This is a genomic window from Granulicella sp. 5B5, assembly GCF_014083945.1.
GTDB lineage: Bacteria > Acidobacteriota > Terriglobia > Terriglobales > Acidobacteriaceae > Granulicella.
Genome location: NZ_CP046444.1, coordinates 400,105 through 413,204, shown reverse-complemented (window position 1 = coordinate 413,204; position 13,100 = coordinate 400,105). Strand labels below are relative to the sequence as shown.

Genomic DNA, 13,100 nt, shown 5'->3' with positions numbered 1-13,100 from the left:
GAGGGGGGAGGGGTATCCCGGCTAGAAGTCTACGTGCGTCCGTACGGTGAACACGGTCACCGGCCCGCGCGCCTGGTTGTAGCCCGGATGCGCGATCAACTGCACATCGAACGCGCTGTACAGCCCCCGCCAGTTGTGTGCGTTGTAGTAGCTCTCCAGGATGTCCTCGCGCGCATAGCTTAGCGCCCCATCCCCCAGCAGGAACCCCAGCCCGCCCAGCGCCAGGTACTCCTGGTGATCGCGCTTGATCGCATTGGAAATTCCGACAATGCCGACCTTGTCATTCGCTCGTCCCCAACGCGAGCCAGCGATATCGCCACCAACCTCAAACGTCTGGTCAACCTCGGTATACGCATAGCTCTCATGCTGCCCTTCGTTCCACCCAAAACGCCCAAACAGACGCACATCTTGCGTCAGCTCCTGCTCGAAGTTCAGCCCAAACCCGTATTTCACAGTCGTCTGCGGCGTATGCGCCGTAATCACCGGCACTGCGCTCAGATCCCCGTTCGCCCGCTCTGCAAGCGCCTCGTTGATCTGCGTGCGATAGTCACCCATATTCGCGTGGTTGACGAAGCTCAGCGCGCGCACTACACCCTTGCGCTCCGGCGACAACCAGCGTTCCGGTAGCAGAGCAAACGGTGTCTTGCGGTACTCGAACTCCACATTCTGTCCGCTCGCGCGGCGCAGGTTCCACTGCAGGTCAATCCCGTTAGCGATGGTCGGCATCAGCGCCAGCGCATACCGCGCCGACCAGTCCTTGTCGTCGTACTCAGCCACTGCCGCATAGGTATAGCCGCGAGTGTCCGCCGCATAGTCCCACGCGCCATTGTTGTCGGCCGTCCAGTTAAGGAACTGCAGGTGCGAGTCCGAACCCGGCCCGTTGATGTCCAGCACATCCGGCAGGCTCATCTTCCCCACCCGCAGGTCCAGCCGCCGCTCCGGCACCTTCGTGGCCAGCGAGAACTGTGTCCGTTGCTGGTTCACCATCGTGTCCGTAAACCCGATCGTCTGATGCAGCTGCACTCGGGCGACATACGGGGTTGACCCCAGGTTCGGGTTCCGCACAACGTCAAGGTTCGTAAACCCGGCCAGCCCCAATGCCTCGGAGATACCCCGTCCGCCCGCCGACTCCATATCAAAAATGGCATCTGTCTCGTAGCGAGGCTTTGAGTTCACCTCGAACCCCGTATATAGCGTTCCCACCAGCGACACCTTGTACTCGCCTCTCGCCAGAAATGAATTGGTACCTGAGTAAGGCGAGTGAAATCCAGGATGAGCCTGAAAGACGATATTGACTTGCCCCGAGAGTAGATACCGCGCACTATCGGGATGCGGAAAGAGTGTCAGCTGCGGTTGCGGAGCGTCAGGCGCAGAATCGCTGTTCTGCTGCGCAAGGAGCGGCGCGGAGATAGCCAGCAACAAAGACAGCGCGAGATATACAGATCGGCCAGGTGTCAGGAAGGGCATCGGTCGAGAGGGTTCCCAGTGAATGTACGGAGCAAGTATGAGGGTTTGATGAACGGCCGGTCAGAGGGTGTCCTCAATGACAGTTCAATGTATATAACGAGCCTCAGTAAACTAGGAATTAGTATACCCCGGTAGGGTATATTTGCACTATGGAAACGACACGTGAGCGAGCGAAATTAATCAATCGCGCCAAACGAATCCACGGACAAGTTGAGTCCGTGGAGCGGAGCCTGATTGAAAACCGAGACTGTGCTGATGTACTGATGCTGCTGGCTGCGGTGCGCGGAGGTGTAGACGGCCTCATGGCCGAGGTCCTCGAAGACCATATCCGCCTACATCTCGTTGGGCCAAAGGCAACCGCCCTTACGCCAGAGCTCGGAGAAGAGTTGATCGACCTTGTACGCGCGTATATGAAGTAACATTTAGCGGCTCTTCACCCCGGCAGCGACTAGGGCAATCCCACCTATCAGAGCGATTGTGCTCAGGATCGGAGGAATGGGAACAGTATTCTTCTGCTCATGAGAAACCTGCAGGGGCCCGAGGTCCACGTCTTTCTTCTCATGTGAGAACGTAAAGCCGCCGACGGCGAATCCAACAATGCCCACGATAATCAGGATTGCGCCAATGATGGTGACAGGTTTCATGGAGTGATCTCCTTGCAAATATCCGTCCATCAATCAGATGCAGCATCGTCATAGCGGGTGGTTTGACGTGCGGCAGACTCTAATTTACCTTTCAGACACACGGGAAAGGAGGATGGTCCAAGCCTATGAAGATTGATAGTTCCAGTAGCACGACAACACGTGAGGTGACTGAGGCTTAGAGCATCCGTGCTCTAGTCCTGGCAGTTCGTACCACTCTGCAGAGGCCCATCCAGTACGGATGCCTCAGGTCAAACCACCCAGATCACCGCATAACGGCTTGCTCCTTCGCTGGAGCAGGCCGTTTGTGTTTCCGGGCGATTAGACTAGAGGCATGGACGAGTTGGTCATTGCAGGACGTACGTTTCGGTCGCGGTTGATTGTTGGAACAGGCAAGTACAAGGATGGCGCTGAGACGAAGGCCGCCATCGAAGTCTCCGGCGCAGAGATGGTCACTGTCGCAGTGCGGCGAGTGAACCTCGACCGAAGTAAGGAATCTTTGCTCGACTTCATCGATCCCAAGAAGTACTTCCTGCTGCCGAACACAGCGGGTTGCTACACCGCAGAAGAGGCGATCCGAGCGGCACGCCTCGGTCGCGAGGTTGGGCTCTCCGACTGGGTCAAGATCGAAGTGATCGGCGACCAGGCGACGCTCTATCCCGACGTGCAGGCGACGGTCGAAGCGACCAGTGTGCTGGTCAAGGAAGGCTTCACCGTCCTCCCTTATACGACAGATGACATCGTCTTCGCCAAGCGTCTGATTGACGTTGGTGCAGCGGCTGTGATGCCTCTTGGCGCTCCTATCGGCACGGGCCTCGGCATCGCGAACACCTATACCTTGCGCATGATGCGCGAACTCATCACGGAGGTTCCGCTGATCGTCGATGCTGGCCTCGGCACCGCGAGCGACGCAGCTCTGGCAATGGAGATGGGCTTTGACGGAGTACTACTCAACACCGCAATGGCCGCTGCGAAGGACCCAGTGCTGATGAGTTCAGCGATGAAGAAGGGCGTCGAAGCCGGTCGCGAAGCGTTCCTCGCCGGACGCATGCCGAAGAAGCTCTATGCCACCGCCAGCTCACCGCTCGAGGGCATCTCGAAGTAACGCTAGTCCAGCGTGTACATCGCCAGTCCGCTGAGCAGCTTCGGATAGAAGTCCGTCGACTTCTGCGGCATCACTTCCAGGTTCAGCGAGACGTCCTTCATCTGCTCCAGCGTGACGGGCTTGATGAGGAAAGCAACATCGGCATTGCCGCTGCCCACCTGTTGCAGGGCGTCGGTGGCCTCGCGCAGGTAACGCACGTTGGAGCCTGCTCGTACCGTCTCTTCGTTCAGACCCAGCAGCTTATCCAGCACCACCTTGTGCAGTTGCGTCACATCCAGTTGCTGCTTGCGTGGCGAAAGGTCCGCGAGCAATGGCGCAACGGCCTCAGGCTTGGGCTTCAGCAGAAAATCTCCATCGCGCGTGGCGGCGACGAACGCTACCCCCTCAGTCTCGTTCAAGGCCTTGAGCAGGCCTGCCGCACCGGGCAGTTTGCCGTCGGTGTTAGCCGGAATCTCTGTCACTGTGAAGTACTGTTCGGCCTTCCGTGCGAAGTCGCGGCCGTTGAAGTGTGGCAGGCCGAAGGCGACACGGTGCGTCGGCAGGATGGTGATGCCGGGCGCGTCCATATTCACGAAGGTCATCATCATCGCCTGCTCGGGGAAGGCCGGCTGCGGCAGGCCATTTGCGTCGGTCTTCGGCGCGGCCTTGGGGTCGACGCCAAGCTCGGCGGCGCGCTCGAACATGTAGGCCGTCGAGGTCTCATAGCGGTGATGCCCATCAGCGATGAGCAGCCACTTGTCGTCCATCGTTGCCAGCACCTTCTGGATCAGTGCAGGATCGGTGAGCTTCCACACACGATGCACGACATCGTACTCATCGGTGATCTCCAGCTCCGGCGCGGCACCCTCAGCAAAGATGATCTGCTCGGCGGTAAATGTCGGGTCCGAGTAGAGCATGTAGATCTGCTCGCAGTAGGCGCGCGTGGCCTTGAAGAGTGCAAGCCGGTCGGACTTATGCTTCGGGAACGTCTGCTCGTGGCGATAGACGACGCGGTCGGCGTAGTCGGAGAGCTGCGCCAGGCCGATGAACCCGCGGCGCTCGCGCACCTCGTCGGTGCCGGGCACCGTATAGGTCTGCGAGTATCCGTAGAGGGCAGGCTCGGCCTCTTCCTTCAGGACACCTTCGTTGCGCCAGTCGCTCAGCGTGGCGGCGGCGCGGGTGTAGACGTTCTGGGCGTCTGTATCGCCGGGCAGGTGCTTGCCCAGGATGACGCGGATGAGGTTGTAGGGGCTGGCCTGGTAGTAGCGTTCCTGCATCTCCGGGGAGATCTTGTCGTAGGGCTGGGTAACGACATCGGTCATGCTGACGCGGGCTGGATCGTAACGGAGAGCGCGGAACGGGTAAAGGCGAGCCATGACTTCGATTGTACTTTCGGGGGCTGTGGGATACCCCTCCCCCTCCCTATGTAGCGGCGGTATCCAGTAGAATCAGCGACTTACGGGGTGATCCCGGGGGTAAGTGGCTGATTCTTTATATGGTTGCGGGTATGATCTGGGAAATAAAGGGGTTATAGCACCACAGATAGTGGAGGTTATTGTATCTCAAGAAGGCTCTACTTTCATTCTAACGGTTTGGAGCCTATTGTCTTATCCTCGTATCTGGCATGGAATGTTCAAGATAGACTGTTCGGGCTTGACAGCGCGAATTCAGGGTGATTGTGGGGCTCGATTCCGGTACAAAATTCAGCGCAACTCCTTGTGCAGGCTCGCGTCTAAGCGAGCATCGGATACAGAGGTTTCTGATGAGATGGTACGCAAGCCATGGATGGAGACCTCCTGTATCAAGCTGAGGAGTGGACCCTATGACTCGTAGACGGTGGACGATTGCAGTTCTGGTGGCTCTGGCAGCAGCGACGGCGAGCGCAGCGAACGCCCAGACCGACGTGGCTGCGAGTGTGTATGGCGCCTTCAGCGGAACGGTGAATGGTAATGGCGTCACCCAGAGCCCATCGAACCAGGCGGGTGTGCTGGTGGAGTTGCACCACCAGTCCAACCCGCTGCTTGGGTATGAGGTGACGTACGCATGGAACCGGGCAGACCAGAACTATTCGGAGGAGGTCGTTTGCCCTGGAAACCCTGTCCCGACGTGCAACGTGGTTGGGCCAGCGAACAAGTTTGTGCCTGCGAACGCGCATGAGGTGACTGCGGACTATGAGGTGTCGGCGCACATCCTGAACCTGCGGCCATTTCTGCTGGCGGGTGGCGGGATTCTCTTCAACCAACCTGCGGGCTCGCAGAATGGAGCACAGTCGCAGACGAAGGGCGTGCTGGTATACGGCGGCGGAGTGGACTGGGCTGTGTTGCCGCATCTCGGCATCCGTGGGCAGTACCGCGGCAACGTGTACAAGGCCCCACAACTGGCGACTGCATACTCCTCCACGGGTGCGTTCTTCCATACAGCGGAGCCGATGCTGGGGGCTTACTTCCGCTTCTGACGCGTGGGATTAAACTGGCACCATGATCTTGCGGCCTGTAGTGGAAGCGGACTTTGCAGAGGTGGTTGCGCTGGCGAACCTCGCCTATCGAGGCACCGGCGCGGGTGCGAGCTGGAACGTCGAAGAAGGAATTATCGAAGGGCAGCGCCTGAGCGATTCGTCGCTGCGGGAAGAGCTGGCGGCCAAGCCCAACGGCGTTCTGCTGGTGTGGCGCGATACTGAGGATGGCCCGCTGCTGGGTACGGCGTGGCTGAACCCGGAGGCTGGCGGCGTCTGGTATCTCGGCCTGCTGACGGTGCGTCCTGACCGCCAGAACCGCCAGCTTGGACGCACGTTGCTCGCTGCCGCTGAAGGCTACGCCAGCGAGCGCGGAGGCACACGCATCCGCATGACGGTGCTGCATGTGCGCGTGGGGCTGATTGCGTGGTACGAGCGGCGCGGTTATACGAAGACCGGCGATACCGAGCCGTTTCCGTATGGCGACGAGCGCCTGGGCAAGCCGTTGCGCGACGATCTGCACTTCATCGTGCTGGAGCGCGAGATCGTCTAACCGCCAGCAATCCCCGCGATGATGAGCAGCGGTTCGCTGCCGTCGGCGATGGCGGAAGGCAATGGTGCATCGAGCGGCTGCAACGAGATGTCCTCGTTCAACGCGAAGAAGCGTAGGAACGGACGGCGCTGCTGCGTGTGGTGGTCGAGGATGGCGCCGCGCAGGGCAGGGTAGCGGACTTCCAGCTCCCGGATTACCGCCTCAAGCGTCACCGCGGCCGCGAGGTCGAGAGTGACCTCATGGCCGGAGATGCTGGCCAGGCGGCGCAGCGGTGCGGGCAGGTCGACGCGGACGGCAGGCATAGCTTAGGGCAGCGTCTGTGCTTCAACTGAGAGCACCGCGGGCAGATCGTGCGTAATCGCGCTCCAGCTTTCGCCACCATCGGGCGAGCAGTAGACCTGGCCGCCGGTGGTGCCAAAGTAGATGCCGCAGTCGTCGAGTTGATCGACGGACATCGCATCGCGCAGCACGTTCACATAGCAGTCCTTCTGTGGCAGGCCGTTGGTCAGCGGCTCCCACTCGTTGCCACCGGACTTGCTGCGGTAGACCTTCAGCTCACCGTCGAGAGGGAAGTGTTCAGCGTCGGACTTGATGGGCACCACGTAGACCGTCTCCGGCTGGTGTGCGTGCACGTCGATGACGAAGCCGAAGTCGGTAGGCAGGTTGCCGCTGATCTTGGTCCACTGGTCACCGGCGTCGTCCGAGCGCATCACGTCCCAGTGCTTCTGCATGAACAGCGTCTGCGGCTTGGCCGGGTGCATGGCGACATGGTGCACGCAGTGGCCGACCTCCGCCGTGGGGTCGGGGATGTACTTGGAGTAGAGGCCCTTGTTGATGGGCTTCCAGGTCTTCGCGCCGTCGTCGGTACGGAACGCGCCCGCCGCGGAGATGGCGATGACCATGCGCTCGGGATTGGTCTTGTCGAGGATGATGGTGTGCAGGCAGAGCCCGCCCGCGCCGGGCTGCCAGTTGGGGCCGGTGGCGCTGGTGCGCAGGCCGGACAGCTCATGCCATGAGGCGCCGCCGTCAATGGTGCGGAAGAGCGCCGCGTCCTCGACGCCCGCGTAGCAGGTGTCGGGGTCGGTGAGCGAGGGCTCGAGGTGCCAGACGAGCTTGAACTCCCATGGATGCGGCGTGCCGTCGTACCACTGGTGCGTGCCGGCCGTGCCATCGTAGGCGAACTTGTTGTCGACCGGGTTCCAGGTGAGGCCGCCGTCGTCGGAGCGCTGGATCTGCTGGCCGAACCAGCCGGACGACTGCGAGGCATAGAGACGGTTGGGGTCGGCGGGTGAGCCCTTGAGGTGATAGAGCTCCCAACCGGCGAAGTGCGGCTGTGAGATCGTCCAGTCTTTACGCGCGCCGTCGGAGGTGAGCACGAAGGCGCCTTTGCGGGTTCCTACGAGTAGTCGGATGGATGACATGGCTGGGTCTCCTTTGAGGCGGGAGAGTGTGGAATTTGGATGACGGGGAAAGGATAGCGCGGACGGGGAGGTTTGTCAGCGAGGAGTCGAGGGCAGCAGACGGCTCTTGTGCAGGATGAGCTGGATGGTCACGCCGGACCGGTTTTGGGAGTAAAGAATGACGTGACTCTTGTGCTCGAATCTTCGCCAAGTTGGATGCGAGGGATCGTAGACCCGCCCGACCCGGAGGTTCTTGGCGATGAACACACAGGTATCGTCGATTTCGTCGAGATACATTTCTGCCTGCTGGATTCCCCACTTTTCGAGGGTGAAAGTTCCTATTTCCCTTAGGTCGGCCAATGCTCTGCTGGAGTACCGAACCTCGGCATCAGACGCGAACCCTTGATTTCAATCCAAGCTCGGCGCGAACTCTTTCGAAGATGTCGAAGTCGACCAGACCGCTGGCTTCGCCTTCTTCAGCTGCTCGTTCGCACGCTTTGTCATAGGCCGCCTCGTCAAGTTGGTGGCGGAGGGCGTCCATGGCGGCGTGGACGACTTCGGTGGCGTTGGCAAACTTGCCGCTGGCGATGAAAGGCGCAGTAACAGCTTCGAGTTCCGAGGCGAGAGAGATGGTTTCCGTGGTCATGGGCAATCTCCTGAGTACAGCGTAGACCGGAGTAAGGCGGTTGCCAAGCTGCATCCCAAGAAGGCCGCCTTGGACGAGGCGGCCTTCTCGCTTTTGAGTCAATTACAGGAACAGGGGCGCGAGCACGAGCGTGATCGTCGCCAGTAGTTTGATGAGCACGTGCAGCGACGGGCCGGCGGTGTCCTTGAACGGATCGCCGACGGTGTCGCCGACGACTGCGGCTTTGTGAGCGTCGGATTTTTTGCCGCCGTAGACGCCGGTCTCGATCCACTTCTTGGCGTTGTCCCATGCGCCGCCGCCGTTGTTCATCAGCATGGCGAGTAGGATGCCGGAGATGGTGCCGACCATTAGCAGACCAGCGACAGCCTCCGCGCCGCCGAGGTTGACCGCGACACCGTTGATGGTCGGAACCGTGGAGAGCGCGCCGGGCAGCAGGCCTTCGGAGCCGGAGCCATAGACTGCCGAGAAGTTGCGGAAGATGAGGCCGACGGCGACGGGCAGGCCGACGGCGAGGATGCCGGGGAGGACCATCTCCTTGAGCGCCGCGCCGGTGACGATGCTGACGCAGCGCGCGTAGTCGGGCTTGCTGGTGCCTGCCATGATGCCGGGGTTCTCGCGGAACTGGTCGCGGACGTCCTTGACGACCATCTGGGCTGTTCTTCCTACGGCCTTGATGGCGAGCGAAGAGAAGAGATACGTCAGCATCGCGCCGAGCAGAGCGCCGACGAAGACGGGAATCTCAGCGAGATTAATGTTGGTGAACGACCAGTGCGGCGGCATGTAGGCCGGAATGCCTGCGGCGAGTGCGTCGTTGACGCGGGAGGTTACGATGGACTTGATCTCCTCCAGATACGCGGAGAAGAGCAGGAACGCCGCGAGCGATGCCGAGCCGATGGCGTAGCCCTTGGTGAGCGCCTTGGTGGTGTTGCCGGCCGAGTCGAGCTTGTCGGTCTTGTCGCGGACCGCTTCGTCCTGATTGGACATCTCGATGATGCCGCCGGCGTTGTCGGTGATGGGGCCGAAGGTATCCATCGCGAGGATGTAGGCGGCGGTGCTCAACATGCCCATCGTGGCGATGGCTGTCCCGTAGATTCCCTTGGCGTAGTTGGCGATGTGCAGCGGCATACCGTTTGCGTCGGTCGCACCTGCAAGGCCCTTTACACCGAAGTAGTAGCTGAGTAGCAGCGCGGCGGAGATGACGATCACCGGCAGCGCGGGTGTCTCCATGCCGACGGCGAGGCCGCTGATGATGTTGGTGGCCGGGCCGGTAAGCGAGGCCTCTGCAATGGACTGCACCGGGCGGTATTTGCTTTCGGTGTAGTACTGCGTGATCCAGACGAAGAGGAACGCCGTGACCATGCCGGTGACACCGCAGGCCAGCAGCCACGTCCAGACGACGCCGGGGCCGTTCAGCATCGAGTGCACCGCGAACGCGAAGCCCGCCAGAGCGAGCACGCTGGTGACGTAGAAGCCGCGGTTCAGCGCAGACATCGGGTCTTCTGTGTCGTTCGTCTTCACGATGGCTACACCGATGATCGAGCTAATGAGGTTGATGGCATGGACGATCAGGGGGAAGATGATGCCCTTGATGCCGAAGACCGGATAGAGCGCGACGCCGAGGATCATCGCGCCGACGTTCTCGGCTGCGGTGGACTCGAAGATGTCCGCGCCACGGCCGGCGCAGTCGCCGACGTTGTCGCCGACGAGGTCGGCGATGACGGCCGGGTTGCGTGGGTCATCTTCAGGGATGCCAGCTTCGACCTTGCCTACGAGGTCGGCACCTACGTCGGCGGCCTTGGTATAGATGCCGCCACCAAGCTGCGCGAAGAGTGCCACCAGCGACGCTCCAAAGCCGAAGCCGACGAGCTGGTATGGAACCTGCTCAGGGTGGTCGAGACCGCCAAAGACGAAGAACAGCACACCAACACCGATGAGCGAGAGCGCGACGACCACCAGGCCGGTGACGGCGCCACCGCGCAGCGCGGCTTGCAGAGCGCCGTTGAGCGAGTTACGAGCCGCGGCGGCAGTGCGGATGTTGGCGCGGATGGAGACGTACATGCCGGTGAAGCCTGCGAGCCCGGAGCAGATGGCCCCGACGAGGAAGGCAACCACGGTCTTCAGCGCGACGTCATGCGTGCGCGGCGAGAAGTTGTAGCCCAAAAAGAGGAGGATGGCCAGCACCACGGCAAGGATGCCGATGGTGCGGTACTGCCGGGCCAGGAATGCCTCTGCGCCCTCGCGGATGGCGTTGGAGATGGTCTGCATGTCCACGGTGCCGGTGTCGGCCGAGAGGACGATCTTTGCGAGAACAAATGCGGCGATCAGGGCGAGGAAGCCGACGCCGAGGGCGATCCAGAGCCAGAGTGCGTCGCTTGAAGAGGGTGCTGTGGGGACTGCATTCTGCAGGATGAAAGCAAGGGCCGCGGGTACGCCAAAGTGCATAACTGAATTGCCTCCTGGTAGCTCATCACAGATCGAAATGCTTATGTTCCGGACGCGAAAAAGCACGCTGAGACGGACGCGCGAATTAGAGCACACGCTCGATAGGCGGTCAATTATGGGAAATGTGCCTCGAGCATCGTGCGGCGTCCTCGCAAACGTGACCGTCGTTAGTTGCGCGGCGCGGATGCGGGAGCAGATAGTTATGCGTCGGAGCGGAAATTGCGGTACTGTAGGGCGCAAAGCAAGTGGGCCCCGGCGGAGTTGATGTATGAGCGTTAGCTGGAGAGTCTGGATGGGGGCAGGCGGCGTTCTGGCGTTGCTGGTGTGGTGTGGGGTGCCGTGCAGGGCCCAGGAGAACCCCTTGAACGATGTGCATACCGCTGCGCCGCCGCCTCCAGCGATGCCCAAGGACCTGAAACCGGCGATCGTCGACGGTGATGTCGCAGCCCGAGCCACTTCGGCCAACGGCGGGGAGATCCGCGTGAATGTAGACATGGTGTTGGTGCCGGTTAGCGTGACCGATCCCATGGACCGCCTCGTTACCGGGCTTGAGAAGGAAAACTTCGCGGTATTCGACAACAATCTACAGCAAACCATCAAAAGTTTCGGTACCGAGGACGCGCCGCTCTCCATCGGCATCGTCTTTGACCTCAGCGGCAGCATGCAGTCCAAGTTCATCCGGGCGCGCAAAGCGCTCAGCGAGTTTTTGCACACTTGCAACCCGCAGGACGAGTTCTTCGTCGTAGGTTTCAACGACCGGCCGGCGATCCTGGTCGATTACACGTCGGATGTGGAGGATGTAGAAGCCCGAATGGTGATGCTGAAGCCCCAGAACCGGACCGCGCTGATCGATGCCATCTACCTGGGCGTGAACAAGCTCAAGTCGGCTAAATGGCAGCGCAAGGCCCTGCTCGTGATCTCCGATGGCGGCGACAACCGCAGCCGGTATACGGAGGGCGAGCTGAAGCGGGTCATCCGCGAGAGTGAGGTCCAGATCTACTCCATCGGCATCTTCGACCAGTATGCGGCCACCGAAGAAGAGCAGAATGGGCCGATCCTGCTGAACGATATCTCCACAGCGACCGGCGGCAGGCTCTTCAAGGTGCTCGACTTGCAGGACCTTGCCGACATCGCCGAGCGCATCAGCGAGGAGCTACGCGATGAATATGTCATTGGCTATACCCCTTCGGATCGCAAGCGGGACGGCCAATATCGTAAATTGAAGGTGCGACTCATTCCACCGCCAGGCTTGCCTGCGCTCATGGCGCATAGTCGCGAGGGGTACTATGCACCAACGCAGTAACTGTAAGACTTGGACTGGAAGTTTGATCCTGCTGGCAGCTTTTCTGCCAGGTGTAGCACGGGCTGGAGCACAAGCTCCGCAGGCTGTGCCACAGAACCCGGGCCACGCAGCACCCGCTCCCGATCTCTCCCGGGACTCCGACCCGGTGCCTTCGCCCGATGGCAACGCGCCGCCCCCGGCCCAGCCTGGCGGGGACGCGCAGGCCACTGGCAATACCATCTCCAAAGAGGACGGCAAGTACATCCTGCATGCCGACGCTTACGAGGTGCGTCTGAACGCCTCCGTCATCGACAGCGCGGGCCGTTCGGTCGACTCGCTCGGCCAGTCCTCGTTCCATGTTTATGAGGACGGGGTGCCGCAGACCATCATCGGATTTCGGCACGAGGATGTCCCCGTCTCCATGGGCATCCTCATCGACAGCTCCGGCTCCATGTACGACAAGCGAGCCGCGGTCGATGCCGCCAGCCTGGACCTCGTCCGGCTCTCCAACCCGCAGGACGAGGCCTTCCTCGTCGACTTCAGCTCCGAGGCCTACATCGACCAGGACTTCACCAACTCGATCGCCAAGCTGCAGCAGGGCCTGAGCTACATCCGGTCCAGCGGCGGCACGGCACTCTATGACGCCGTGATCGCCTCGGCCGACTACCTGGCCAAGAACGCGCACCGTCCCAAGCAGGTTCTCCTTATCGTCACCGACGGCGACGACAACGCCTCCAGCGCCACGCTGGAGCAGACCATCCGCCGCGTGCAGGACCTCGATGGCCCCGCGATCTACTGCATTGGCCTGCTCTTTGGCGATGACACCAGCCGCAGCGAGGCGCGCCACTCCCGCGAGGTGCTCAGCGAACTCGCCGCCCAGACCGGCGGCGTGGCCTACTTCCCGAAGGCGCTCAAGGACGTCGATGGAATCACCCAGGAAGTAGCTGCCGACATCCGCGCGCAGTACACCATCGAGTACCGCTCCACCAAGCCGCCCTCGCTCGGCGGCTACCGTGAGATCCACGTCGAGGCCAAAGAGAAGGGCTTCCGCAACCTGCAGGTCCGCACCCGCGCCGGCTACTTCCCGAAGGTCGCTCCGCAGAATGGGCCAACCGCCGATACGAACCCATAAC

Annotated in this window: 14 protein-coding genes; 6 read left to right on the top strand and 8 right to left on the bottom strand. The window is 61.3% G+C overall.

Translation table 11 applies throughout. The features are described 5' to 3' along the window. Positions 1-21: 21 nt before the first annotated feature. Entirely contained in the window at positions 22-1,203 is a 1,182-nt protein-coding gene (locus GOB94_RS01785; RefSeq protein WP_255484156.1) for a carbohydrate porin, read from the bottom strand. Positions 1,204-1,616: 413 nt separating this feature from the next. Here GOB94_RS01785 and GOB94_RS01780 point away from each other — a divergent pair, with 413 nt between their 5' ends. Next, positions 1,617-1,886 carry a metal/formaldehyde-sensitive transcriptional repressor gene (locus GOB94_RS01780; protein WP_182277233.1) on the top strand — a complete coding sequence of 90 codons (270 nt, stop codon included), beginning with the start codon at positions 1,617-1,619 and terminating at the stop codon, positions 1,884-1,886. A 3-nt stretch (positions 1,887-1,889) separates the two neighbouring features. Here GOB94_RS01780 and GOB94_RS01775 read toward each other — a convergent pair whose 3' ends face one another. After that, positions 1,890-2,111 (bottom strand): DUF3185 domain-containing protein, encoded by a 222-nt coding sequence (locus tag GOB94_RS01775; protein ID WP_182277232.1) that lies wholly within the window; start codon positions 2,109-2,111, stop codon positions 1,890-1,892. A gap of 331 nt (positions 2,112-2,442) precedes the next feature. Here GOB94_RS01775 and GOB94_RS01770 point away from each other — a divergent pair, with 331 nt between their 5' ends. Beyond that, positions 2,443-3,213, top strand: coding sequence for a thiazole synthase (locus GOB94_RS01770; protein ID WP_182277231.1), 771 nt, complete (start codon positions 2,443-2,445; stop codon positions 3,211-3,213). Between the two features lie 2 nt (positions 3,214-3,215). On the opposite strand, the gene GOB94_RS01765 is transcribed toward GOB94_RS01770, so the two are convergent. Then, the gene (locus GOB94_RS01765) at positions 3,216-4,568 is read right to left on the bottom strand and encodes a DUF1015 domain-containing protein (RefSeq protein WP_182277230.1); all 1,353 of its coding nucleotides are present in this window, start codon (positions 4,566-4,568) and stop codon (positions 3,216-3,218) included. Between the two features lie 446 nt (positions 4,569-5,014). Between GOB94_RS01765 and GOB94_RS01760 the strand changes: the two genes are divergently transcribed. Together GOB94_RS01760 and GOB94_RS01755 are read left to right on the top strand one after the other, a co-directional pair. Next, entirely contained in the window at positions 5,015-5,647 is a 633-nt protein-coding gene (locus GOB94_RS01760; RefSeq protein WP_182277229.1) for an outer membrane beta-barrel protein, read from the top strand. Between the two features lie 22 nt (positions 5,648-5,669). After that, positions 5,670-6,197 carry a GNAT family N-acetyltransferase gene (locus GOB94_RS01755; protein ID WP_182277228.1) on the top strand — a complete coding sequence of 176 codons (528 nt, stop codon included), beginning with the start codon at positions 5,670-5,672 and terminating at the stop codon, positions 6,195-6,197. Here the strand turns inward: GOB94_RS01755 and GOB94_RS01750 are convergent. The 5 genes from GOB94_RS01750 to GOB94_RS01730 all read right to left on the bottom strand — a co-directional run bounded on the left by GOB94_RS01750 (position 6,194) and on the right by GOB94_RS01730 (position 10,685). Continuing rightward, positions 6,194-6,499, bottom strand: a complete 306-nt coding sequence (locus tag GOB94_RS01750) for a hypothetical protein (RefSeq protein WP_182277227.1) — start codon at positions 6,497-6,499, stop codon at positions 6,194-6,196. The genes GOB94_RS01755 and GOB94_RS01750 overlap by 4 nt on opposite strands. Before the next feature lie 3 nt (positions 6,500-6,502). Beyond that, complete coding sequence (locus GOB94_RS01745; RefSeq protein WP_182277226.1) at positions 6,503-7,618, bottom strand: exo-alpha-sialidase; 1,116 nt, start codon at positions 7,616-7,618, stop codon at positions 6,503-6,505. A gap of 75 nt (positions 7,619-7,693) precedes the next feature. Continuing rightward, positions 7,694-7,957 (bottom strand): type II toxin-antitoxin system RelE/ParE family toxin, encoded by a 264-nt coding sequence (locus GOB94_RS01740; protein ID WP_182277225.1) that lies wholly within the window; start codon positions 7,955-7,957, stop codon positions 7,694-7,696. Between the two features lie 28 nt (positions 7,958-7,985). Beyond that, positions 7,986-8,243, bottom strand: a complete 258-nt coding sequence (locus tag GOB94_RS01735) for a hypothetical protein (protein ID WP_182277224.1) — start codon at positions 8,241-8,243, stop codon at positions 7,986-7,988. A 102-nt stretch (positions 8,244-8,345) separates the two neighbouring features. Continuing rightward, entirely contained in the window at positions 8,346-10,685 is a 2,340-nt protein-coding gene (locus tag GOB94_RS01730; protein ID WP_182277223.1) for a sodium-translocating pyrophosphatase, read from the bottom strand. Between the two features lie 370 nt (positions 10,686-11,055). On the opposite strand from GOB94_RS01730, the gene GOB94_RS01725 reads away from it, so the two are divergent. Then, the gene (locus tag GOB94_RS01725; protein ID WP_255484369.1) at positions 11,056-11,988 is read left to right on the top strand and encodes a VWA domain-containing protein; all 933 of its coding nucleotides are present in this window, start codon (positions 11,056-11,058) and stop codon (positions 11,986-11,988) included. Positions 11,989-12,073: 85 nt separating this feature from the next. Then, positions 12,074-13,099 (top strand): VWA domain-containing protein, encoded by a 1,026-nt coding sequence (locus tag GOB94_RS01720; protein WP_255484155.1) that lies wholly within the window; start codon positions 12,074-12,076, stop codon positions 13,097-13,099. Position 13,100: the final 1 nt, after the last annotated feature.